Origin of the sequence: Chitinophaga cymbidii (assembly GCF_007992715.1) — a bacterium.
Lineage (GTDB): Bacteria > Bacteroidota > Bacteroidia > Chitinophagales > Chitinophagaceae > Chitinophaga > Chitinophaga cymbidii.
Map to the genome: position 1 here is coordinate 2,501,850 of NZ_BKAU01000001.1, position 23,724 is coordinate 2,525,573.

The following is a 23,724-nucleotide window of genomic DNA, read 5'->3' on the forward strand; positions in this document are numbered from 1 at the left end:
CGTTATTTTACTTCTGCAAGATATTTATGAACAAAGCTGATGGCCATCGATCCTTCCCCAACGGCGGCGGCTACACGGTTCATGGAGCGGGCGCGCACGTCGCCGGCGGCGAATATGCCGGGACAGCTGGTTTCCAGCAGGTAGGGGTCCCTGTCCTGCTTCCATATTTTGGGAAATGAATCATAGTTCCGCAGCTCGCGGCCCGTTTCAATGAAACCTTTTTCATCCCTGATGATGTTCAGCGCGATCCAGTCTGTGAAAGGCTTTGCGCCGATGAAGACGTACAGCGCGTCCGCCGTTACTTCCGTTGTTTCACCGGTGCCGATCCGGCTGATGGTCAGCCGTTCCAGCTTTTCGTTGCCGGCGGCGGAGGCGATCTCGGTGCGGGGGCGCAAGTGGATGTTGGGCGTGCCTTTGATCTGGTCTATCAGGTAGGCGGACATGGTGCTGGTCAGGTCTTCCTTGCGGATGAGGATGTACACGTTCTTCGCGAACTTGGAAAGGTACATGGCCGCCTGCCCCGCGGAATTGCCGCCGCCTACGATGTACACCTCCTTGTCCGTGCAGGCCGCAGCTTCCGTCATGGCCGCGCCGTAGTAAACGCCGGCGCCGGTGAAGTCCGCGATGCCCTGCGTTTCCAGCTTGCGGTAATCCACGCCGGTGGTGATGATCACGCTGCGGGTGTTGATCTCGGTATCGTCTTCCAGGATGATCTTGTTATAGCCGTCTTTCTGGCGGATGTCTTTTACGGATTGCGGGGTGATGAACTCGGTGCCGAGGCGCGTGGCCTGGGCGATAGCGCGGCGGGTCAGTTCCGCGCCGCTCAGTCCTGTGGGGAAGCCGAGATAGTTCTCGATGCGGGAGCTGGTGCCCGCCTGCCCGCCCGGCGCGCGCCGTTCTATCAGCAGGGTCTTCAATCCTTCGGAAGCGCCGTACACGCCGGCCGCCAGACCCGCGGGCCCCGCGCCGATGATCACCACATCGTACACATCATGCTTTACCTGCGGGTTCAATCCCACTTTCCGCGCGATGTCGATGATAGCGGGGTTTACAAGGTGCCCGCCGTCTTCCAGGAACACCACCGGCAGGTCCTGCGTGGAAAGGTTATTGAGCGAAAGCAGGCGCTTGCCTTCTTCGTTGGTCTGTACGTCCAGCCACTGATAGGGGATGAGATTGCCCGCCAGAAAATCCTTCACGGCATGCGACTGGCGGGAGAACTGGTAGCCCACCACTTTGATGCCTTTGAAATCCGGGTGATGGATGTTCTGCCAGTCGTCCAGCAACTCGTTGATGATCGGGTAAAGCTTTTCCTCCGGCGGGTCCCAGGGTTTTACAAGATAGTAATCGAGCTGCACGGTGTTGATGGCGCGGATGGCGGCGTCGGTGTCTGAATAAGCGGTGAGCAGCACCCGCCGCGCATCGGGATAGAACTGTTTGGCCTTTTCGAGGAAAGCCACGCCGTCCATGTCCGGCATGCGCTGGTCCGAAATGAACATGGCGATGGTCTCGCCCTTGTTCTTCATTTCCAGCAGGCTGTCCAGCGCCTCCTGTACAACGGTGGTGCTGATGATACGGTACTCGTTCCGGTACCGTGCTTTCAGGTCGCGGACGATGGCGCGCAGCACCTGCGCATCGTCGTCAATACAAAGTATGATGGGTAAATTCATGCTGATTAACCATTGATGGGAAGTGATACAAAAAACTGTGTGCGTCCCGGCTGTGACTGCACTTTGATGTTGCCGTGATGCTGGCGGATGATCTGGCTCACAATGTCCAGCCCCAGCCCGGTTCCCTTGCCGATCTCCTTGGTGGTGAAAAACGGTTCGAAGATGCGGTGGGTGTTCTCCGGTGGAATGCCCGGCCCGTTGTCTGTGATGATCACTTTCACACAGGCATTGTCCGGCTCCGTGCGGATCTCCAGCTTCCCTTCCGGAACGCCTTCCATCGCGTCCACCGCATTGTCTATCAGGTTGGTCCACACCTGGTTCAGTTCCCCCACCAGCGCTTTGATCTGCGGCAGGCCGGTATTGAAATCCAGCACCACCGAAATATTCCCTTTCCGCAGCTTGTGCTGCATGATGGCGAGCGTATTTTCAATGCCGGTGTGGATGTCCGTCAGCTGTTTATCGCGCGCCTGGTCCATGTGCGTGAAAGTTTTCACGGATTTGACGAGGGTGGCGATGCGGTTGGACGCTTCTTCAATGTCCGTTACCATTTTTTCCGTGACGAGGTTGGCGTTGATCCAGTTGAAGATGGGGGAAATGTAGGGGGAGGGGATGTGCGCTTTGAATTCGTTCAGGTGACCGGTGGTGAAACCGAACTCCACGAAGTTCTCCGCCAGTTCCGCGCTGTTCTCCACGGCATGTTCGTCCAGCCAGTCCGCCAGCTCGTCTTCCTTTTCCGAACGTTCCATGAGGGACAGCTTCGGCTTTTCCGGCTGGCGGAGCACTTCGAACATTTTATTGTTGACGATGTCCACATCCGCTTCATCCATGCGGATGGAAATGATCTTTTTGAAAGATTCCGGTTCGAGCTGTAAATGTTTTTTCAGGGTAACCGCGCCGCGCACAACGGCGGAGGCGGGATTGTTCAGCTCATGCGCCAGGCCGGCGGACAGCTTGCCGAGGGCGAGCATTTTTTCATTCTGCAATTGCAGGGACGTGAACTCCCGTACCCGCGTGGTCATGAAGTGCACCAGCGCCTGCGTCAGCTCATAGTGTGTGCTGATCAGCTCCCGCGCCTTTTCGATGGGCAGGGTCATCACCTGCGTTTCTTCCAGCGCTTCGCCGATCACCTGCGCTACCTTGCCTCTCGAAAAAGGGAGGTAGCCGGTGATGCTTTTGGCGCCGAAGCGCGCCAGCTCTTCTTTCCGCTGGTGTACACGGATGCTGCCGGTGATGAGGATATGGGTGCCTTTGATCGGATCGCCTGTCTGGAACAGGAGATCGCCGGCCTGAAGGACGTAGTGGCGGCTCTGGTCGATCATCCATTGCAGCTGATCGGCCGGCACATCCTTCAGGGCTTCTATGGATTGCAGCCAGGTGGCGGTTACTTCTTGCATGTGAGGCGGAGCTTGTTCCGCTAAAGTTAACAAACCTTCACCACATCCATCCCAAGCAGCAATCCGAGTTTTTCGATCTTCGTACTGATATGCCCTACGCCCACCGCGCAATGATGCGCCGGGCCGTGACTGTTCCATTGATTGATGAAATTGCGCACGCCAATGGAGAAGCGGTACCGGCTGTTGGTATTGCCGATCTGGAGGATGGGCCCCGCAACGGATTCCCCTTCCGCGGTGAGCAATATTAATTTTCCGTCTTTTTTCTCCACAACAGACAGCAGCGTGACCGGCCCGTTCTTTACGGACATCTCCACGGAAAGCCCGCTGCCCACCTTGCCGTGATACACGTACAGCGGCCGCACTTTTGTTTTACCCTCCGCAATAGCGATGTGCCCCGGCCCGTCGTGCCCCATCAGCACCACATCATCCCTGAAATCCACCGCGTAATATTCCGTGAAGGAGCCGCCGGCGCCAAAGCTGTCCATGATCTTCATCGCCTGCGCGTTCTTCACTTCGTATTCCCCCGCCACCGGCACGCCATTGGCCGTGAGCAGCGAGTTGCCGAGGATGATGGAGCTGATGGCCGTTTCATTGTCCGGGTTGCCGGTGCCCTTGTAATAATAAGCCATGGAACCCAGCTGATGCTGCGCGGCCAGCTGGTCCAGTGCCACGGAGGTGATAGCCGCTTTTTCCAGCTCTTCGGCGGAGCAGTCCGGCTGAATATCAAAAGCCTCATCGAACAACGCGAGCCGTTCTCTCATGGCGGCGGTGGTGACGTGCTTCCGCAAAGCGGCCAGCTCTTCCACTTCCAGCAGCTCGATGTGCCCGCCGAAGTATGCATATTGCTGGGTGAGATCGGTATAAATATCCAGCATGCCGCTGTAATAATGCCCCATGCAGCCGAGGCGGTTGTTAGACATGATGTGCGCCACACGGCCGGCTTCCACCCATTCCCGTATTTCCCGCCAGCAGTCCGGATCATCGTTCAGCATGCCCGTTACCTGGTGAAAGCGGATGCCGGTGCGGCTGAACACGTTGGCGATCTCGGGAACGGGGCAGGCGGAGCAGTATGCCAGCCATTCGCCGGTCATTTTCGTTCTGTCCGTCATCGCATTGAAGGCCGTATAATCGATGGCCGCTTCCGGCGAGAGGTTGAGGATGATCACCGGCACTTTGGCCTTTTGCACAACGGGCAGCACGGTGGAAGAGAGCGCATAGGTGGTCACGTAGAGAAAGATAAGGTCCACTTCCTGCGCGCGGAACAGCCGTCCCGCCGCAAAGGCTTTGTCCGCCGAATCCACCAGCCCGGCATTGATAATATCCGGGTGAATGGCCGCCAGCTTCGTTTCCACTTTTTGCAAATATCCTTCCAGGCGTTCTTTAAGGCCATCGAATTGCGGCCAGTAAGTATCGAGGCCGATACCGAACAAGCCGATCCTGAGTTGTCCGTTGTTCATTTTTGGTTATTTTAGAATCGTGATCAATTATTACAAATACCTGCCCGTAAGCGCGGAAGACCAGCGTTGGGGGCTGTATGTGCTGAATGCGGGCTGCAACAGCATCGGCCCGTCGGAAGCCTATCCGCGCCCCGGCCATCCTTCCCGCCATCATTTTCAATGGGAGCAGGGCCGGGTATTGCAGGAGTTCCAGGTCATTTACATCTCGCGCGGCGCCGGCGTTTTTGAATCCACGCATTGCCCGCCGGTGCGTATCACGGAGGGAACGGTGATGCTGCTGTTCCCCGGTGAATGGCACCGTTTCCGGCCGGATGAAGCCACCGGATGGGATGAATGGTGGGCAGGCTTCAAAGGCGATATTCCCGCCAGCCTCCGGGAAGACGGCTTTTTCAGTCCAGCGCAGCCCCTGCTTCATACCGGCCTGCAGGAAACGATCCTGCAATTGCTCACCGATATCATTGCGCACACCCGTTCGGAAAAACCCGGTTACCAGCCGCTCGTTTCCGGCGTCATACTGCATCTGCTGGGCTACCTCCATGCCTGGAACCGGCAGGCAGAGCTGCAGCAGGAAGATGTGCAGGAGAATATCGTGCACAAGGCCATGCAGATCATCCGGGCGAATGTGGACCGCCAGCTCTCTATCGAAAGCCTGGCCGAAGAGCTGTGCGTCAGCTATTCCTGGCTGCGCAAGGCGTTCCGGCAATATACCGGCATTGCTCCCGGACAGTACTTGCTGCAGCTGAAAATCGAAAGAGCGAAAATGCTGCTGGCCGATCCTTCCAAATCCCTGAAGGTGATCGCTGCTGAAACGGGGTTCGAGTCCGCTTTTTATTTTTCAAAGATCTTCAAGGTGAAGACGGGCGTGTCGCCTGACCTTTACCGGAAGACGCATAACGTGTGATCTCAAAAATACCCGTTGCCGGATAGCCGGACAATATCAATTCTGACATTTAACATGCAGTTTTTGACCGGATGCCTCCCCCGGCAACAAAAAATTGGGAACGTTCTCATAGTGGTCCGGAGCGGGAAGCACCATAAAAAACTTTTCTGCAAGGAAATTATTCCTATTTTTACTTGGAACGTTATGAAATAGCCATCTTCCATTTTCTCTATTCCACGTTATGGAGTCCGCTAAACTTGAACAGGAACTTTTAAAGCGATCAGCTGCAGGGGATGCCACCGCGTTTGCGGAGCTTTTCCGGATGTACCGGCATAAGCTGTACAGCTTTCTGCTGCGTGCCAGCGGTTCCCCGGAGATGGCGGAAGACATTACCCAGGACATATTTCTGAAACTCTGGAAAAACCGCGAATTGCTGACCGGGATAGCGCAGTTCGGGGGATATATTTACCGGATGGCGCAGCACCAGGTGATCAATTCGCTGAAGCGGATGGCCAGGGAAACGCTGATCCTGGGCGAGCTTGGCAAAACACAGCCGCTGGCGGGCCCGGATGCGGAAGCGCAGCTTAGCCTGCAGGAGGTTACGCAAAGCCTGCACCATGCGCTGGACAAACTCACGCCCAAGCAAAAACTGGTTTATACCCTCAGCCGGGAAAGAGGGCTGAAGCACGAAGAGATCGCCCGTTACCTGAACATTTCCCCTTCTACCGTTAACAACCACATGATAGAAGCCCTGCGCCTGATCCGGCAGCAGCTGCGCACCAGTCCCGAAGCGTTTACCGTACTGCTGGTTTTGCTGGTTTTTGTTCCCTGACTACAGCGAAGCCTGATGGCCCGGTATGGTCGCCATTTTCGTTTGTCGTAAAAAAACGCTGATAGAATATTCACAAAATTAACGGCAGATCAAGTCCACATCATCTCCACCTCACATCCACCTTGTCCGGCCCGTTCCTTCGGTTACCATGGCCGTTTTCCGGCTATATCCGGCATTGTTTTCCAGCTCAAAGTTAATACTATCAATAGGAGATAACCTGATTACCTACTGAATCGTTATCAATTGGGTGTAAGATCAATTAACGGGCTATCCCCTGATGAATGATAAATATTTCTTTCAGGTGATAGGTTACTGGTGACGGAACTTCACATCCTGTAGTTTCAACCTTTTCTCTAGTGATTGTTTTATACTCAATACCAATGCTGGTACCCAGTTCCTGCAGTTCAGGGAGCAGCCCTTTCACTTTAATTACGTTAGTGTAGGTTTCGTTGTCCACAACGATAGTGTCGCCTATGGACGGAGTATTGGGGTGTACGGTGCAATCGAGCAGCCAGTAGTCATTATCCGGATCAGGATGACAGGTTTCTTTGCCGATGAGGTATCCTGCAATGAACTTGGTTTCCACCTTGTAAGGACGTTTGGTACAAGAAAGTGCGAACAAAAGCAAGGCTAACCAGGGCAAGGATAAAGGGCTTGGTTTCATGGGGTAAAGCTTGAATTCCTATTAAATTTAAAGAAAATATGTGGGACGGGAAGAATGCATCCATAAAATAGGACAGTCGCAAAAATATTGGTCATACTTTTCAGTCGCTGTATCATGGACGCGAACCACTTGCTACCGTCCTGAAAATATTTTTCTGAAAAAACTAGGTATACTTTTTTTTCCAATTGTCTATTAAAAGGGTAAATCACTCAAGCATGTTGAGAGAACGTATGCAATACCTCATGGAAAGGTATTTTAATGACACCTGCACCGCGGAAGAGAGGCAAGAACTGGCGGAATGGATCAGCGAAGCGGGGCATGACGACGACCTGAAGGCCGTTGTTGCACAGACCTGGGAGCGGTTCCATCCCGCGGACCAGATGCCTGACGAGGTTTCCGCGCGTATCCAGGCGGCGCTTTTCAGCGATGAGAAGCTCCGCGTGCGTTCCCTCTACCGCTGGCTGGCCGCTGCATGCGTATTGCTGCTGGCGGTGGGCGCCGGCTTGTTCTGGTTAAGCAAATCAGAAAAACCCGCCCCGCAGGTGGCGCAGCATAACCGCTATAAAAATGAAGTGCCCGCGGGCGGCAACAAAGCGGTGCTGACACTCGGCGATGGCACGGTGATTAACCTGGACAGCGCCGCGAACGGCGTACTGACAACACAGGGGCGCGTACGGGTGGTGAAGCTGGCCAACGGGCAATTGTCCTACGAGCTGGAAGGCCAGGCGGACGGCGTGGTGCTGTACAACACCATGCGCACGCCGCGCGGCGGAGAATACCGCCTTTCCCTGCCGGACGGCACCATCGCCTGGCTGAACGCCGCGTCGTCCATTACCTATCCCACCGCATTTACCGGCGATATCCGGGATGTGAAGATTACTGGTGAAGTATATTTTGAAGTGGCGAAAGATGCCGGCAAGCCGTTCATGGTGGAAGCCGGAAAAATGAAAATAGAAGTACTGGGCACGCATTTCAATGTGAATGCATATGCCGCCGAACCGATGGTGAAGACCACCTTGCTGGAAGGCGCGGTGAAAGTATCCGGCGGCGGGCGCGGAGATGTACTGCAACCCGGCCAGCAGGCCCAGCTGGCACGTAACGGGGATATGAAAGTGGTGGATGATGTGGATTTGGAAGCAGTGATGGCGTGGAAGAACGGGTACTTCCAGTTCCTGGATGCGGACATGCCTGCGGTGATGCGGCAACTGGAAAACTGGTACGACGTGACGGTGAGCTATGAAGAAGGATTTGTGCCGCGCAGAAGCTTCGGCGGCGGTATTCAGCGGTCGCTGCCACTGTCTAAAGTATTGACAATTTTAGAGGAGAATAATGTCAGATTCCGCGTAGAAGGGAAGAATATCACGGTTTTGAAATAACAAAAAAATATCCACGATTATGAAACGAACGCCGCAAACGTAAACAGATCAGCCTGCCGCTGAAAAAAAGCCAGAAATGGTTGCAACATCTCTGGCGGACGTTCAGCTGGCATGAACACTCAATCGGCTAGGACTGCCTATTCATTCAACCAAACAATGCAAATGTATGCAATTTAAATTTATCGCTTTCCGGAAGCGGACGGCCGTTGCTACACCAATTCCCGTACCGCCCGGAGTACACGGTGCGGGCTCCGGCCACCGTCTGCAAAACTCAACCAAAATTTTGTTAGCTATGAAGTTAACATGCGTGTTCCTGACGGTCTTGTTCCTGAATGTAAGTGCCACCGGCGTATCGCAGACGGTGAGCTTTTCAGGCAGAAATGTGAAACTGAAAACGATCTTTTCCGCTATCCACAAACAAACCGGCTATGTGGTATTTTATGATAACAGTTTGATCAAAGACGCAGATCCTGTAACGATCTCGTTGATGAATGCGCCGCTGGAAACCTTCCTGACGGCCTCCCTGCAGGGGCAGGACCTGAGCTATTTCATCATCGACAAAACGATCACCATCAAAAAAACGCCGCCGCTCCGGGTGGTTTCCCCTTTCATTCTTCCTCCGGTGACGATTACCGGCAGGGTAACGGATGAAACGGGAGCGGGATTGCCCGGCGTGACCGTACTGGTGAAGGGTACCCGCTTGGGTACTACTACCGATGAAAAAGGCGAGTTCAAATTCACCGGTATTGACGATAAAGCGGTACTTGTGTTTTCCTATATCGGTTATGCCACTGCCGAGGTAGAAGTGGCCGGCAGAAAAAAGGTGGACGTGATGATGGAAATAGCGGACAATACCACGCTGGAAAGTGTGGTAGTAGTGGGTTACGGCTCCATCAGGAAAAGCGACCTCACCGGTTCCGTATCCGCCGTGGAAGGCAAGGAGATCGCCGCCAGGAAAACCACGCAGATCTCTCAGGCACTGCAAGGCTCCATGCCCGGCGTAACGGTGACAAGAAGCAATAATGCCCCCGGCGCCACCGCCACCATCCGCGTGCGCGGCATCACTACGCTCAACGACGCCGGCGCTTCACCGCTGATCATCCTGGACGGGGTGCCGGTGGATGATATCAACTCCATCAACCCGAACGATGTTGACAATATCTCCGTGCTGAAAGACGCCGCCTCCGCATCCATCTACGGATCAAGGGCTGCGGCCGGCGTGATCCTCGTGACCACCAAGCGGGCGAAGAGCGGCCAGCTGAGCCTGGACTACACTTATGAGTATGGCGTGGAAAAACCTACTGTACTGCCGGATTATGTGGACGTGAAAAGGTTCATGCAGCTCACCAACGAACTACGCTGGAACGACAACGGCAACAATACCAACGAATATCCCACTTATCCGAAAGCCACCATCGATAATTATGACCAGCTGCATGCGGACAACCCGGATGAATACCCGGATACCGACTGGCGCAGCATGATCCTGCATAATTCAGCGCCCCGGCAAAGCCACATCCTGAGCGTTTCCGGCGGTGGCAAGACCATCCGCTCACGGGTATCCCTGGCATACGATAAAACGGACGCGCTGTACGATGACCGCACTTACGAACGCCTGACGGCCCGCATCAACAACGATATCACCATCAACAAGTACCTGTCCGCCAGCGTAGACATCAACTTCCGCCGTTCCATCATCAAGCAGCCGACGGTCAATCCCATGTATAAAATGGGCATTGTACCGCCGTTGTATGCGGCCATGTGGTCAGACGGCAGGATCGGCGCGGGAAAGGACGGCGCGAATATTTACGCGCAATTGAAATACGGTGGTTTTGATCACGACTGGTACAACCAGATCGGTGGTAAAATAGGGCTGGATTTCACGCCTATTGAAGGATTGAAGTTCTCCGGCATTATTTCTCCGTTTGCGGGTTTCGACAAGATGAAGACCTTCAACAAGAAGGTGCCGTATACCTCCTGGAACAACCCGAACTCGGTGTCAGGTTATATAGAAGGCGCCAACGAAACAAAACTGTCGGAGAACCGCAACGACAATCAGCGGTATACCATACAGGCGCTGGCGAACTACACCAAGCAGCTGGGCAGTCATAACCTCAACATACTGGCGGGCTACGAATATTTCTATGCTTTTGATGAAGGTCTGGGCGCCTCCCGCGGGCAGTATATCCTGGACAATTATCCGTACCTGAACCTCGGCCCGCTGGAGTTCCGCGACAACAGCGGCAACGCAACAGAAAACGCCTACCGCTCCTGGTTCGGCCGTGTGATGTATAACTACAAGGATAGATACCTGTTGCAGGCGAATATCCGTTACGACGCTTCTTCCCGTTTCGCACCGGGCTACCGCTGGGGTTCCTTCCCGTCCGTATCGGCCGGCTGGATCATCTCGCAGGAGCCGTTTATGAGCAAGACATCCAACTGGCTGTCTTTCCTGAAGGTCCGCGCTTCCTGGGGAACGCTGGGTAATGAAAGGATCGGCGACAACTTCTATCCCTACCAGGCGCTGCTCCGCTTCGAAACCAATTCGCTGTTCTACCGCGGCAACACCGCTGTGTCCGCGCAATCCGCCGCGCAATGGCAATATATTATCCGCGACATATCCTGGGAAACGACCGAATCGTACGACTTCGGGATGGACGTGAACTTCCTGGACAACAGGCTGCGTGTGACCGCGGACTATTACAGGAAGACCACCCGCGACATCCTGCTGGAGCTGGAAATACCGGACTACATCGGGTTTGACAATCCTTACCAGAATACCGGCAACATGTACACCACCGGCTGGGAATTCCAGGCGGGATGGAACGACAAGATCGGCGATTTCACCTACAGCGTTTCCGCCAACATATCCGACTTTGTGTCAAAGATGGGCGATCTCGGCGGCACGGAATTCCTGGGCGACAAGATCAAGACCTTCGGCAGCGAGTTTGACGAGTGGTATGGATATCTTTCTGACGGGCTTTTCCAGACGCAGGATGAAGTGGACAAATCCCCCACGCTGAATGCCAACACCCGGCCCGGCGACGTACGCTACAAGGACATCAGCGGTCCTAACGGCGTACCCGATGGAAAAATATCTCCTGAATACGACCGTGTATTGTTAGGCGGCTCGCTGCCCCGTTACATGTACGGCGCTACTTTGCAGGGCGGTTATAAAAACTGGAACCTCGGCATCGTGATACAAGGCGTAGGCAAGCAAAATTCAAGGCTGACCACTGATATTGTGCGGCCGCTGCTGGAAAACTACGGCAACTTCCCGCTGATACTCGATGGAGCAAGCTGGAGCCATTACAACACGCCGGAGCAGAACCTCCAGGCAAAATACCCGCGCTATTCCAACACCGCCGCCGGGAACAACTATACGCTCTCCGACTACTGGCTGATCAAAGGCTCTTATTTCCGCCTCAAGAACGTCAACCTGAGCTATACCGTTCCCAGGTCACTGACAGAAAGGATCAAGATACAAGACCTGCGGGTATATGGAGCCGTTTCGGACCTGTTCTCCCTCCATCATTTCCCGAAAGGATGGGACCCGGAATGGGGCAGAGATGCATCCAACAACCTGGGCTATCCCATCACCATGTCATTTGTATTCGGCGTATCTGTTAAGTTTTAAAACCGCATGATCATGAAATTCAAATTATATATCACCTGCATGGGCCTGTTCTTCATGGCAGCCTGCGCGAAGCTGGACCTGAACCCGTTGTCCGACGGATCGAGTGAAACGTGGAACTCCACAGCGGAAGAAATCGAAATGTCCCTCAACGGGTTATACAAAGATGTTTTCTGGCCGCAGGATAACGACGACTGGACAGATGATTTTATGTACCGCGATGTTACCACGCCCATTACCGGCGCTACGATAAACGGCGAAACCGATTTTGTGCGTACCTGGTGGGTAAACAGCTACAAGGTCATTGCACGGGCCAACACCATTGTGCACAGCGTGAGCAGGGCCGCGGACAAGCTGTCCCCCACACAGATCAACCGTTACTCGGGAGAAGCGCGTTTCGTGCGCGCGGCGCAGTATTCAAAGCTGTTATCGCATTACGGCAATATCATCTACACCGATTCCGCGATGGACATTGACCAGGCATTGCAGCAGAAGCAGGTAGAAAAAGCTATCGTATTGCAAAAGATCTATGCCGATTTTGATTTCGCAGCGGAAAACCTGCCGCCTTCCTATACCGCCAACGAACTGAAACGCGCCACCTCCGGCGCCGCGCTGGCCATGAAAGCCCGTATCGCCCTGCAAATGGAAGACTGGGCCACCGCCGCGGAAGCGGCAAAGGATTGTATGGACCAGGATATCTACAAGCTGCATCCGGATTTCAGCAGCCTCTTCCTCTCCAAAACAAAGAATTCGGTGGAGATGGTATTCGGTCTGCCCAGGTCCATTGCCCTGAATGTGAAGATGGGCGACCTGCAGAACTATGTGCCGCGCAATCCGGGCGGATGGGGCGCCAAGAACCCGTCCTGGGACCTGTTCTGCGCTTTCCTTTGCACGGACGGCCTGCCCATTGATGAATCGCCTTCTTTTGATCCGCATAATCCCTTCCTGAACCGTGATCCGCGTTGTGCCGCTACCATCGTGCCTTTCGGGACTTCCTTCCTGGGCTACACCTATCAGCCGCATCCGGATTCTCTGAAAGTATGGAAGGATGCCGACATGAAATATGTGGAGAACAAAGACAACCGCGCGGTGGCGATTTTCGCATCTTACAACGGCCTCATCTGGAAGAAAGGGGTAGACGGCGACTGGCTACTGAACTCCTGGAACGCGGAGCCTGACAAGATCATCATCCGCTATGCCGATGTGCTGCTGATGTATGCCGAAGCAAAGATGGAGCTGAACCAGATCGACCAGACCGTGCTGGATGCCGTGAACCAGGTACGCGCCAGGGCGTATGGAGTGGACTATACGGCTACCAATCTTTATCCCGCGGTAACTACTACCGATCAGACCGAACTGAGAAGGATCATCCGTACAGAAAGAAGAATGGAATTTGCCAAGGAAGGCATCCGTTATATGGACATCATCCGCTGGAAGCTCGCAGAGAAAGTATTGAACAACATCAACTACGGCATGCTCGATCCGGCGGACCTGCGTACGAAAGTAGTGCAGCCCGGCCTGTGGTTCTTCCCGCAAACGCCGGCCATTGATGAAGATGGCGTGGCCGATTTCACCGCACTGGCGGATGCCGGGTTGATCAAAACAGTAGCTGTTCGCAAGTTTGACGAAACACGGCAGTATCTCTGGCCGATTCCTTCTACCGAAGTACTCACCAGCGGCCTGGACCAAAACCCGAACTATTGATATGACGAAAGGATACAGACACCTGATCATCGCAGGCGCTGCGCTTGCGCAGATAACGGCTTGCAAGCCATCAGAAGAAACTGCGAAAGCCAGGTCTTTCAGCGGCGTTTACCCGCACCTGGCCATGTATAACAATGAAGGAGAATGCGGTACCGGCGCGGTAGTGCCCTGGGCCGGCAAGCTCTGGGTGATCACCTACGGCCCGCATTTACCGGAAGGCTCTTCCGACAAACTGTATGAAATATCGCCGGACCTGCAACAGACCGTGCGCAGCGAAAGCATCGGCGGAACGCCGGCCAACCGCATGATCCACACAGAAAGCCGGCAGCTTTTCATCGGACCGTATGCGATAGACAGCAGCGGTAAAGTAAGGGCGATCCCCTACACCGCCATGAAGGGCCGCCACACCGGTAATGCCCGTCATCTGACAGATCCCGCCGGCAAGATCTATTACGGCACGATGGAAGAAGGTTTTTATGAAGTGGATGTAAAAACGCTGCAACCAACGATGCTTTATCCGGACGCCAACCCCCGCGGCTCCGTTCCCGATCTCCTGCCCGGCGCACATGGCAAGGGACTATATTCCGGGCAGGGCGTAATGGTGTATTCCGATAACGGCGAGCCCGGCCCGAAATCACTCACAGACTACACGGTGGAATCCGGTTCTTTATCGGAATGGGACGGGAAGAACTGGAAAACGGTACGCCGCAACCAGTTCGTGGAAGTGACCGGCCCCGGCGGTATCTACGGGAATAAAAATTCTGATACCGATCCCATCTGGTCAACAGGTTGGGACCACCGCTCCCTATTGCTGGCCGTGCGCGATCAGGGCAAATGGCATTTCTACCGCATGCCGAAGGCCAGCCACAGCTACGACGGCGCGCATGGCTGGAACACGGAATGGCCGCGCATCCGCGACATCGGCACGCCTCAGCAGCCGGATTACATGATGACCATGCACGGCATGTTCTGGCGTTTCCCCGGCGGTTTTAACAGCACACACACCGCCGGCATCCGCCCGCGTTCCGCATATCTCAAAGTGATCGGCGATTACGCCCGCTGGAACGATCAGCTCGTATTCGGCTGTGATGACTCCGCGCAAAAGGAATTCCTCAACAAACGAAAAGCGAAAGGCGGCATCGAAGGGCCGGGGCAATCCAATTCCAATCTCTGGTTCACCTCCATGGATATGCCGGACCAGCTCGGCCCCAATACTGCGGAAGGCGCCGTATGGCTGAACGACAACGTAAAGGCGAACGAGCCCTCCGAACCCTTCCTGTTTGCAGGGTGGCCGCTGCGCTCCGCCTGGGTGCAGAATAACGGCAACAAGCCTGTGCAATTCACGTTTGAAACAGATAAAGAAGGCAATGGTCAGTGGGCTGAAACACAGACTGTGACGGTATCCGCGGGTGGGAGCGCTCCCATTGTATTTCCGGCGGATATGCCGGGTGAATGGATTCGCGCAAGGACGAACGGTAACACAAATGCCACGCTGCATTTTTACTACGCCGCGAAGGATAGCCGGAAATCCGCGCCGGACGCGATGTTCAACGGACTGACAAATATTTCCGCTACAAAAACGACCGGCGGCCTGCTCTATGGATTAGGAAAAAACCGCCGTACATTGGGAGTGCTGAACGATGCGGGATATTATGAGCTGAATGAAAAGATGGAACTGGAAAAGAAAGAAGATACCGCCACGAGCGCGTTCATCAGCAAAAAGTTTGCGGTCCGGCATGAAGGAGTGACCATAGACGCTGCTTCCGTACTGGTGGTGGACGACAAAGGCCGCCGCTACCGCCTGCCGCTCGGGGATGATGCTTTCACCGGCCTCACGCAGAACGGCTCGCTGCGCATTTGCCGCGAAGTGGCTACGGAACGCGACCTGTTCAACTGCCACGGTACGTTTTACGAACTGCCGGCAGAGAACGCGGACGGATACGCGAAGATCCGCCCGGTAGCGTCACACGCTTACCGCATCAACGATTATGCATCCTATCGAGGATTGCTGGTGTTGACCGGTGTGGATGCGGACGTGAACAGCGAACATATCATCCGTTCTCCGGATGGAAAAGCGGCGGTATGGGCCGGTGTGATAGATGATCTGTGGAAGCTCGGAAAACCCACCGGGCACGGAGGCCCCTGGAAGCAGTCGCCCGCAAAGGCCGGCACGCCTTCCGATCCGTACCTGTTCGGTTTTTATGATAACCGCAGCCTGCAACTTTCACACGACGCGCAGCAGCCCGTCACCTTTAAAGTGGAGCTGGACCCCGTTGGCACCGGTGTATGGATGCAGTATAAGGAGGTAACGGTAGCGCCCGGCGAAAGCTTTGCGTTTCAGTTCCCCGCAGATGTGCAGGCCCGCTGGATAAGGTTTGTGAGTAACAAGGATTGTAATGCTACAGCCCAACTGGAATATAAGTAGACTGATTTTTTTGGTCATCCTGTGTGCGCAGGCGGCAATGCCCGCGCACGCGGATGATACCATCCGCAAATATGAAGTGAAGGAAAGCGACAGCCTTACCTACACGCTGAACCTTGTGCTGAACGAAGCGGGGCAGCCGCAGTATTTCTACCGGAACATCTATACGCCGGTGTGCAATACCGGCGAATGCAAACCGGTGTACATCAATTTTTACTGGGACCTGATGGGCAACTACATGCGGTTCGACATGCCGCCGAACGAAGTGCTCACCAAAACGGACCACCGCGAATTCCTGGAAAAGGACTATGCCAAGCTGCAGGAAATACTTGCGCGCGAAAGCTCCCTCCTCGCGGAGCTGAAGATGGAAGACCTCGTTGTGAAAGGCACGGAGAACATTTCCGATTCGGCCAATATCAAAACGGGCGCAACGCTGAAGACGATCAAAAACGAAGTGATAGAAGGCGCGGTGTTCACCTGCTATACGCTCTGGCATATCGCGCATGGAAAGGTGGTAGAGGAGATACAGCAAATCACGGAGAGCTATACTTCCCCGAAGCTGCTGCATCATTTCCTGCGCAGCAGTAACCATCATTACGAATACTGGGCCATGGAAAAAGTGATCGGGGCGGATGGACAGGTGCGGGCCGGGTATGAGGAAGACATCAAAGGGATCATTGCGGGGGAGAACATTTTTACGGCGCGGCACGCCCTGCAGGCGGTGCACCCCGCTTTCTTCGCAACGTCCGCCCGCCAGCGCTGGCTTTGGGAAGTATACCGCCCCGCCGTGTATCCCTTCCAGATGGCCATCCTGCGAAAACTGAAAGACATTCCCCTTACCGAAGCCCTGGCTGTTCGTATAGCTAAGGCCGTTAGAGAGGGAAACCATGAGCAATTTAAAATAAAACTGGCGCTGCTGGCCGCGCAGCAAAAGCTGGCGGACAAAGCGCAACTGGAGCTGGCTGCGCAGCTGAACGACCCGGACGCGGGCGCGGAAATATTCGCGGCGCTGTCTGCCATGAAGCCGGCGCATAAAACAGTACGCCAGAAATTGTTGGATTATAAAAAGAAAAATGACTGATATGAAACTATTGATGCGCCTCGCGGCGGCCGGCATTGCCCTCCTGCTGCTGCACAGCAGCCTTTACGCCCAAAAGCATGTGTTCGTGGAAGCAGAATCCTTTGAAAACAAAGGCGGATGGGTGACCGACCAGCAATCCTTCGTGGTCATCGGCTCTTCCTACCTGATGGCGCACGGCATGGGCAGACCGGTGAAAGACGCCGTAACCACGGTGACCTTCCCCGCCAAAGGCAAATACCGGATGTGGGTGCGCACCAAAGACTGGGCGCCCTTCCCCACAGGTCCGGGTAAATTCACCCTTTCCATCGACGGTCAGCAGGCGGGCCCCGTATTCGGCGCCAGCGGAAACGACGCCTGGAAATGGTACGACGGCGGCACGGTGGACATCAAAAACGAACAGGTGAAGCTGACGATGAAAGACCTCACTGGCTTTAACGGCCGCTGTGATGCCATCCTCTTTACCGACGCTGCGAAATTCACTCCGCCCAACACGTTAAAGGACCTCACCGCTTTCCGCAACAAGCTGCTGAATTTGCACGCGGAACCGGATAACGGTGGGCACTACGACCTCGTAGTGGTAGGCGGCGGCATCGCCGGTACCTGTGCCGCGATCTCCGCGGCGCGCCAGGGCCTGAAAACCGCGCTCATACAGGACCGCCCGGTGCTCGGCGGCAATAACAGCTCCGAAGTGCGCGTGCACCTGAAAGGGGATATCGACAAGAACCACTACCCCAAGCTGGGCAGGATCGTGCGGGAAATGGATAACGGCGATCCCGGCAACGGCCATCCTGACGCAGCAGAGTATGGCGACAAACGCAAGATCGAGATCGTAAAAGCGGAAAAGAACCTGACGCTGTTCCTCAACATGCACGTGTACAAGGTAGAGATGGATAAAGACCAGATCAAAGCCGTGATCGGCAGAAATATTTCCACCAACCAGGACGTGCGTTTTACCGGTACATTTTTCTCCGACTGCACAGGAGACGGCACCGTGGGCTTCCTGGCCGGCGCAGACTTCCGCATGGGCCGTGAAAGCAAAGCGGAAACTGGCGAATCGCTCGCTTCAGAAAAAGCGGACGATTTTACACTCGGCACTTCTAACCTCTGGGCTTCCCTGGAGCGGGACACCGTATCGTCTTTCCCCGAAACGCCCTGGGCCCTGCAATTCTCCGATGAATATCATATCGACCAGGCAAGGTCAGACTGGGAGTGGGAAACCGGCTTCGGCAATTTCAACACCATCACGGAAGCCGAACAGATCCGCGATCATAATCTCCGCGCGATCTACGGCAACTGGTCTTACCTGAAAAAGAGCAAGCCCGAAAAATATGCGAAGCGCGAGCTGGCATGGGTAGCTTATATCGGCGGCAAAAGGGAATCGCGCCGGATACTCGGCGATCACATCCTCACGCAGATGGACATCCAGGAAGGCAAATTCTATCCGGACGGCGCCGTGACCGCTACGTGGACGATCGACCTGCATTTTCCGCAGGAAAAGAACAGCAAGTATTTTGAAGGGCAGGAGTTCTTCGCCAGTACCAAACACATCCGCGTAGCGCCGTACACCATTCCGTACCGCTGCCTGTATTCCCGCAATATTTCCAACCTGTTCATGGCCGGCCGGAATATCAGCACCACGCACGTGGCCTTCGGCAGCACCCGCGTGATGCGCACCTGCGGCATGATGGGCGAAGTGGTGGGCTTTGCGGCCGGCATTGCGAAAAGACATAACACATCGCCCAGGGGCGTATACCAGCATCACCTGCCGGAACTGATCGCCATCCTGAAAGATGAACCGCTGCCGCCGCAGCAAATGACGAACAAGGTAGAATAATGTGGATCATCGCCGCCCTGATCAGTTTCCTGCTGCCGGAGGTCAGCTTTGAAGGCACCGCCCAGGGAACCACGTACCACATCCGTTACCTGGATGTAGGGCAGCGTTATCTGAAAATACAGGTGGATTCCATCCTGTCGGACATCGACAAGGCTTTGTCCACTTACCGGACTGATTCCGAAATATCAACCTTTAATGCGTTCGATGATTTCCGGTATCAGTCCGGTCATTTTTACCCCGTGCTGCAACGCGCGTATGAAGTGTATATAGCCACCAACGGCGCTTTTGACCCTACCATATCGCCGCTGACGGAAGCATACCGCAAAGGGAAGCGCAGGGGGCAATCCTGGACCGGACAGCTGGATTCCCTGCTGTCATACGTCGGCTTTCAATACATTACTTTCGATTCCGTTTCCGTGCACAAGACCAAATCCAATGTGCGGCTGGACCTTGACGCCATCGCACAGGGATATACGGTGGACGTGATCGCCGCTTACCTCGAAAAAAAAGGCATCACGGATTACATGGTGGAAGTAGGCGGCGAGCTGCGCGTGCATGGAGATAGAAAATGGCCGGTGCAGATAGAAGACCCCGTTCATCCCGGCCAGACGCTCCGCACATGCATGATCTCCAACCGGGCGATGGCTACCTCCGGCAATTATAATAATCACTATCAGCAAGGCAACCAGGTATTCAACCACATCATCAACCCCAAGACCGGCCTTTCCCGGCCCGACCCGCTGCTGAGCGCCACCGTTTTCGCGGCGGACGCCATGACCGCGGACGCTTACGCCACCGCCCTGATGGTATTGGGGCTGGAAGAGGCAAAACGTTTGTTATCAAGGGAAAAGCAGCTGGATGCCATACTCGTATATAATGATAACGGCCGGCCGGGCGTTTTTTTTCATTTTTCATCTTCGCTTCATCTTCCCGAAATAGTTTTGTCATGTAATCATTGATCAAACTATAAATCGGAAATTATGAAAACAAAAGGAATGATCGTGGCTGCGCTGCTGTTATCTGGCGCGGCATTTGCACAGGCACCGGTAAAAGCCGGCGGCAGCGTAAAAGCAGGGCAGGCCATTGAGGCCGGAAAGGCTGGCCTGAAAGCCAATACGGAAGCATCCGGAAGCGCCCGCATACATGGGGCGAAAGCAATGAAAGCAAAAGTGGAAGACGGAATACAGACTGCCGCGGACCATGCCTATGCCGCAAAGCACAAGGTACGGCAAACCGCCGCTGATGTGGTGAATAACGCCCCGAAGGCGGTACAGGTGAATGCCGGCACCAACGCGCATGTACAGGCAGATCACCCCGCGGTACAGGTGCGCACGAAAACAGGCATTTCATCCGGCGTAAAAGCGCCTGCCGTGCAGGATGCGTTGCATCACGCCGGTATGATGCATACAAAGGTGGTGCCTGTAAAGGTAAGCACCCGCATCAACGGCGGCGCGGGACTGAGGATTTTGTAACCTTTTTTCAGCGAACAGGTTTTTGCCGTCTTGCGGCGGCAAAAACTTGTTACTTTTAGTTGAGCAATGGGAAGAGTTTTTTTATACCAGGCGGCGTTGATATGCCTGCTTTTTATGGTCCGCCCGCTCAGGGGGCTGGGGAACAGTGACGTGCGCCCGGTGGCGGTGACAGATACCGTGCCTGCGGCGCCGAAGCCGGCGGAGAAAGGAAAAGAAAAGGAAACGGTGAAGAAGCAGAAGCCGGACATCCTCAAGGAAGTGCCGAAAACACGCCGCAAGTTAAAGCCTATTCCCATTCCGACGCCCATTCCTGTGAAACCCATCAAAGTCATCAAGCCAAAAGTTATTAAACGGGTCACCGGATTGATCCGGTAGACTTAACGATATCTGTATGAAAAACATCATTGCTTTATCCATCCTGGGATTATGGAGCATGAGCGCGTCTGCACAGGAAGACAGCACGGAGAAAAAGAAAACCACCTTTACCGTTGGCGCCACCTATGCGAACGATGTCAGCTATTACGGGCAGCGCGCGGAAGAACGGATGCCGTACATCGCGGCCAGCGCTTCGCTCCGCCTGCCGTCGGGCATTTATTTCTCCGGCCTGGGTTACCGCTTGCTGAATGATTCCAGTAACGTGGTATCCGCCTCCGCCGTCAGCGCCGGCATTGCCTTCAACCTGGGCAAAAAGCTGTCCGCCGACATAAGCTACAGCCATCTTTTTTTTCCGGCGCATTCCCCTCTTTTGCAGGCTGCCAACTCGGATATGGCCAGCGCCTCCCTGAGTTATGAATACTGGATGACGACCGGTGTGAATGTGGACTACGCCTTTGGTAAGGAGCAGGATGTATTTGTAACGCTGAGCACGGAAAAGTTCATCAACCTCGGTCACCTTTTCAGCCAGAAAGATTTTGTTTCGCTGACGCCCTCCGTGGAGATCGTGGGCGGCACACAGCATTTTTACCAGACCTATGTGGAAGAGAAGCGGCTGCGCGACAGCCTGCTGGGCATTCTGCCACTGCCCATTATAGGCGGCCAGGATGACGAGCCGGCTACCACCACTTCCTCATCCACGAGCTTCGACCTGTTGTCTTACAACCTGCGCATCCCGCTGGCGTACAACCGCTCGAATTACCTGGTGGAAGCGGCCTGCCAGTTGTCCCTACCCGGGAAGCATGCGGAAGCCGGCGCGGGAAACCTGAATACATTTTTTACGTTTAGCTTTTATTATCAGTTCTGATCAATTATAAAAACAGATGAAGGTATTGATCGTGGAAGATGAAAGGTCACTGGCGGCAGAAATGGAAGCATTCCTGAAAAAGGCGTTTTATTTATGCGACCTGGCTTACACCGCAAAGCAGGGCCTGACGAAAATGGAAGAGAACCAGTACGATTTTATCCTGCTGGACCTCGGCCTGCCGGATAAGGACGGACTGCATGTACTCGGTGAGGCAAGAAAGAATTGTCCGGATGCCGCATACATCATTATCACCGCCCGCGGGCAGCTGGAAGACAGGATACAGGGGCTGGACCTGGGCGCGGATGATTATCTGCCCAAGCCGTTCTCGCTACTGGAATTGCAATCGAGGATGCAGGCCATTGCCCGGCGGAAGTTTGCGGTGAGCGACAGCGTGATGGCGCTTGGGGATTTTACGATCGATATGAACAAGCGCATGATCTATTTCGGAGAAGAGGAGATCGTATTGTCGCGGAAAGAATTTGACCTGCTGAGCTACATGCTGCTGCACAAGAACAGGCCGCTCACCCGGATGCAGCTCAGCGAACATATCTGGGGGAATTTTTCGGATGACGATTATGATTCGAACTACATCGATGTGCATATCAAGAACATCCGCAAGAAGCTGGCGGCCTTTTCGTCCGTAGAGTGGTTACAGACCATCCGCAGCGTAGGATATAAAATAAAAGTCTGAGCGTGAAGTTATTTACCAAATTGACGCTTTTCATTACGCTCTCCAAAATGGCGATCGTGATATTGTTTGTATTGCTGCTGCCTTTACTGGTGGATCATGTTGCATCGCGGTATAATGATTACTACCTGGGAGAGCAGAAAAAGAAAGTGCTGCATGTCATTCAGCAGAACGGCATCGATTTTTATCTGCAGGGGGAGGACAGCTATGGCAGCTATACCATGCTGAAGGAGGAATACATTTCACTGGAGCCGGTAGGAAAGATACAGATACCCGACACCATCGCCACGCTGCGCCGCATTGTGGAGGCGGACACGCTTACCTACCGGGTGCTGACGCATATTTTTTCCTACGGCAGCCACCGGTACATCCTGGAAGTAGGTAAAACGACCGAAACCATCGGCCAGTATAACCGACCGCTGCAGGCGGTAGCGCTGTATGTGCTGATCGGGCTGATCGTGATGACCATCCTGATCGATCTCATATTTACCCGTTTATTGCTGCGCCCGCTGGGGCAGATCATCAAAACGCAGCTGCTGAACAGAAAATTCCCTTTCAGGGAGCAAATTCCTCCCGTCAATACCACTACAACCGATTTCCGGTACCTGGACAGCTCGCTGACTGCCCTGATGGACCGGATCAAGACGGCATTCGAGAAGGAAAGAGAATTTACATCGAATGCATCTCATGAGCTGATGACGCCGATCAGCATTCTGCAGCATAAAATGGAAAATATGCTGATGGACGGAGCGCTGGACGAGGAGATGCAGCACAGGATCACCGGCATGATGAAAACGCTGAACCGGCTGAAGAAGATCGTGCAGTCGCTGTTGCTCATTTCACGGATCGAGAACGACCAGTTCGCGCGTTCCGATACTTTTTCCATACACGCCCTGCTGACGGAGGTGATGGAGGAACTGGGGCACCGGCTGGAAGACCGGGAATTGCAGTTTTCCATGAATATTTCCCAAAAGGTTGTTTTACAGGGGTTAAATCACGACCTGATCTTCCAGCTTTTTTATAACCTGGTCAACAATGCCATCCGCTATAATAAGCAGCAGGGAAAGATCGTTATCAGTGAGCGGAAGGCTGGTGACGGTGTTTATGCGGTGCGGGTAACGGATACCGGCATTGGCATACCGGCGCAGGAGCTGGCGACCGTCTTCAACCGATTCAAAAAAGTGGAGAGAACGGAGCAGGAGGGATACGGGCTGGGACTTTCCATTGTTCAGGCCATTGCGGGCTACCATGGTATCAGCCTGGAAGTGGAATCCGTGCAGGGCAGGGGAACCACGTTCACTGTTTTGTTCCCTCCGGGCGTTTTAAGCCCCTCGCCGGGGAAGAATTTTAACATTTCTACAACAGGAAACGGATAAACT

18 protein-coding genes are annotated in these 23,724 nt (G+C 54.5%); 14 read left to right on the forward strand and 4 right to left on the reverse strand.

Annotated features, from left to right (window positions below):
• Window positions 1-2: 2 nt before the first annotated feature.
• Genes CCY01nite_RS10390 through CCY01nite_RS10400 form a run of 3 tightly spaced genes read right to left on the reverse strand, consistent with a single transcriptional unit; the run spans window position 3 to window position 4,518 of the window.
• Window positions 3-1,667 (reverse strand): FAD-dependent oxidoreductase, encoded by a 1,665-nt coding sequence (locus tag CCY01nite_RS10390; protein WP_146860360.1) that lies wholly within the window; start codon window positions 1,665-1,667, stop codon window positions 3-5.
• Between the two features lie 5 nt (window positions 1,668-1,672).
• Complete coding sequence (locus CCY01nite_RS10395; RefSeq protein ID WP_146860362.1) at window positions 1,673-3,061, reverse strand: sensor histidine kinase; 1,389 nt, start codon at window positions 3,059-3,061, stop codon at window positions 1,673-1,675.
• A 26-nt stretch (window positions 3,062-3,087) separates the two neighbouring features.
• Complete coding sequence (locus CCY01nite_RS10400) at window positions 3,088-4,518, reverse strand: arabinose isomerase (protein ID WP_146860364.1); 1,431 nt, start codon at window positions 4,516-4,518, stop codon at window positions 3,088-3,090.
• Window positions 4,519-4,537: 19 nt separating this feature from the next.
• Between CCY01nite_RS10400 and CCY01nite_RS10405 the strand changes: the two genes are divergently transcribed.
• Window positions 4,538-5,419, forward strand: a complete 882-nt coding sequence (locus CCY01nite_RS10405) for a helix-turn-helix transcriptional regulator (protein ID WP_146860366.1) — start codon at window positions 4,538-4,540, stop codon at window positions 5,417-5,419.
• Between the two features lie 220 nt (window positions 5,420-5,639).
• Window positions 5,640-6,230 carry an RNA polymerase sigma factor gene (locus CCY01nite_RS10410; protein WP_146860368.1) on the forward strand — a complete coding sequence of 197 codons (591 nt, stop codon included), beginning with the start codon at window positions 5,640-5,642 and terminating at the stop codon, window positions 6,228-6,230.
• A gap of 259 nt (window positions 6,231-6,489) precedes the next feature.
• On the opposite strand, the gene CCY01nite_RS10415 is transcribed toward CCY01nite_RS10410, so the two are convergent.
• Entirely contained in the window at window positions 6,490-6,894 is a 405-nt protein-coding gene (locus tag CCY01nite_RS10415; protein ID WP_146860370.1) for a hypothetical protein, read from the reverse strand.
• 215 nt (window positions 6,895-7,109) lie between these two features.
• Between CCY01nite_RS10415 and CCY01nite_RS10420 the strand changes: the two genes are divergently transcribed.
• From CCY01nite_RS10420 to CCY01nite_RS10475, 12 genes are all read left to right on the forward strand, one after another.
• On the forward strand, window positions 7,110-8,270 hold the full coding sequence (locus CCY01nite_RS10420; protein ID WP_146860373.1) for a FecR family protein: 1,161 nt from the start codon (window positions 7,110-7,112) through the stop codon (window positions 8,268-8,270).
• A gap of 292 nt (window positions 8,271-8,562) precedes the next feature.
• On the forward strand, window positions 8,563-11,907 hold the full coding sequence (locus tag CCY01nite_RS10425) for a TonB-dependent receptor (protein ID WP_222614337.1): 3,345 nt from the start codon (window positions 8,563-8,565) through the stop codon (window positions 11,905-11,907).
• Window positions 11,908-11,919: 12 nt separating this feature from the next.
• Window positions 11,920-13,608 (forward strand): RagB/SusD family nutrient uptake outer membrane protein, encoded by a 1,689-nt coding sequence (locus CCY01nite_RS10430; protein ID WP_146860379.1) that lies wholly within the window; start codon window positions 11,920-11,922, stop codon window positions 13,606-13,608.
• 1 nt (window position 13,609) lies between these two features.
• Window positions 13,610-16,033, forward strand: a complete 2,424-nt coding sequence (locus tag CCY01nite_RS10435; protein ID WP_146860382.1) for a hypothetical protein — start codon at window positions 13,610-13,612, stop codon at window positions 16,031-16,033.
• 10 nt (window positions 16,034-16,043) lie between these two features.
• Window positions 16,044-17,111 (forward strand): hypothetical protein, encoded by a 1,068-nt coding sequence (locus tag CCY01nite_RS10440; RefSeq protein ID WP_146860385.1) that lies wholly within the window; start codon window positions 16,044-16,046, stop codon window positions 17,109-17,111.
• A gap of 1 nt (window position 17,112) precedes the next feature.
• Window positions 17,113-18,945 carry an FAD-dependent oxidoreductase gene (locus CCY01nite_RS10445; RefSeq protein WP_146860388.1) on the forward strand — a complete coding sequence of 611 codons (1,833 nt, stop codon included), beginning with the start codon at window positions 17,113-17,115 and terminating at the stop codon, window positions 18,943-18,945.
• The gene (locus CCY01nite_RS10450) at window positions 18,945-19,904 is read left to right on the forward strand and encodes an FAD:protein FMN transferase (protein ID WP_146860391.1); all 960 of its coding nucleotides are present in this window, start codon (window positions 18,945-18,947) and stop codon (window positions 19,902-19,904) included. The genes CCY01nite_RS10445 and CCY01nite_RS10450 overlap by 1 nt, the downstream gene beginning before the upstream one ends.
• A gap of 21 nt (window positions 19,905-19,925) precedes the next feature.
• Window positions 19,926-20,417, forward strand: a complete 492-nt coding sequence (locus CCY01nite_RS10455) for a hypothetical protein (protein ID WP_146860394.1) — start codon at window positions 19,926-19,928, stop codon at window positions 20,415-20,417.
• A 66-nt stretch (window positions 20,418-20,483) separates the two neighbouring features.
• Window positions 20,484-20,792, forward strand: coding sequence for a hypothetical protein (locus CCY01nite_RS10460; RefSeq protein ID WP_146860397.1), 309 nt, complete (start codon window positions 20,484-20,486; stop codon window positions 20,790-20,792).
• Window positions 20,793-20,808: 16 nt separating this feature from the next.
• On the forward strand, window positions 20,809-21,657 hold the full coding sequence (locus CCY01nite_RS10465) for a hypothetical protein (RefSeq protein WP_146860400.1): 849 nt from the start codon (window positions 20,809-20,811) through the stop codon (window positions 21,655-21,657).
• Window positions 21,658-21,673: 16 nt separating this feature from the next.
• Complete coding sequence (locus CCY01nite_RS10470; RefSeq protein ID WP_146860403.1) at window positions 21,674-22,348, forward strand: response regulator transcription factor; 675 nt, start codon at window positions 21,674-21,676, stop codon at window positions 22,346-22,348.
• Window positions 22,349-22,350: 2 nt separating this feature from the next.
• On the forward strand, window positions 22,351-23,721 hold the full coding sequence (locus CCY01nite_RS10475; RefSeq protein WP_146860406.1) for a sensor histidine kinase: 1,371 nt from the start codon (window positions 22,351-22,353) through the stop codon (window positions 23,719-23,721).
• Window positions 23,722-23,724: the final 3 nt, after the last annotated feature.

Coding starts and splice junctions, on each gene's coding strand:
- CCY01nite_RS10470 (WP_146860403.1), top strand. CDS start 21,674: ATGAAGGTATTGATCGTGGAAGATGAAAGGTCACTGGCGGCAGAAATG.
- CCY01nite_RS10415 (WP_146860370.1), bottom strand. CDS start 6,894: ATGAAACCAAGCCCTTTATCCTTGCCCTGGTTAGCCTTGCTTTTGTTC.
- CCY01nite_RS10420 (WP_146860373.1), top strand. CDS start 7,110: ATGTTGAGAGAACGTATGCAATACCTCATGGAAAGGTATTTTAATGAC.
- CCY01nite_RS10395 (WP_146860362.1), bottom strand. CDS start 3,061: ATGCAAGAAGTAACCGCCACCTGGCTGCAATCCATAGAAGCCCTGAAG.
- CCY01nite_RS10400 (WP_146860364.1), bottom strand. CDS start 4,518: ATGAACAACGGACAACTCAGGATCGGCTTGTTCGGTATCGGCCTCGAT.
- CCY01nite_RS10460 (WP_146860397.1), top strand. CDS start 20,484: ATGGGAAGAGTTTTTTTATACCAGGCGGCGTTGATATGCCTGCTTTTT.
- CCY01nite_RS10390 (WP_146860360.1), bottom strand. CDS start 1,667: ATGAATTTACCCATCATACTTTGTATTGACGACGATGCGCAGGTGCTG.
- CCY01nite_RS10445 (WP_146860388.1), top strand. CDS start 17,113: ATGAAACTATTGATGCGCCTCGCGGCGGCCGGCATTGCCCTCCTGCTG.
- CCY01nite_RS10455 (WP_146860394.1), top strand. CDS start 19,926: ATGAAAACAAAAGGAATGATCGTGGCTGCGCTGCTGTTATCTGGCGCG.
- CCY01nite_RS10450 (WP_146860391.1), top strand. CDS start 18,945: ATGTGGATCATCGCCGCCCTGATCAGTTTCCTGCTGCCGGAGGTCAGC.
- CCY01nite_RS10425 (WP_222614337.1), top strand. CDS start 8,563: ATGAAGTTAACATGCGTGTTCCTGACGGTCTTGTTCCTGAATGTAAGT.
- CCY01nite_RS10435 (WP_146860382.1), top strand. CDS start 13,610: ATGACGAAAGGATACAGACACCTGATCATCGCAGGCGCTGCGCTTGCG.
- CCY01nite_RS10410 (WP_146860368.1), top strand. CDS start 5,640: ATGGAGTCCGCTAAACTTGAACAGGAACTTTTAAAGCGATCAGCTGCA.
- CCY01nite_RS10430 (WP_146860379.1), top strand. CDS start 11,920: ATGAAATTCAAATTATATATCACCTGCATGGGCCTGTTCTTCATGGCA.
- CCY01nite_RS10465 (WP_146860400.1), top strand. CDS start 20,809: ATGAAAAACATCATTGCTTTATCCATCCTGGGATTATGGAGCATGAGC.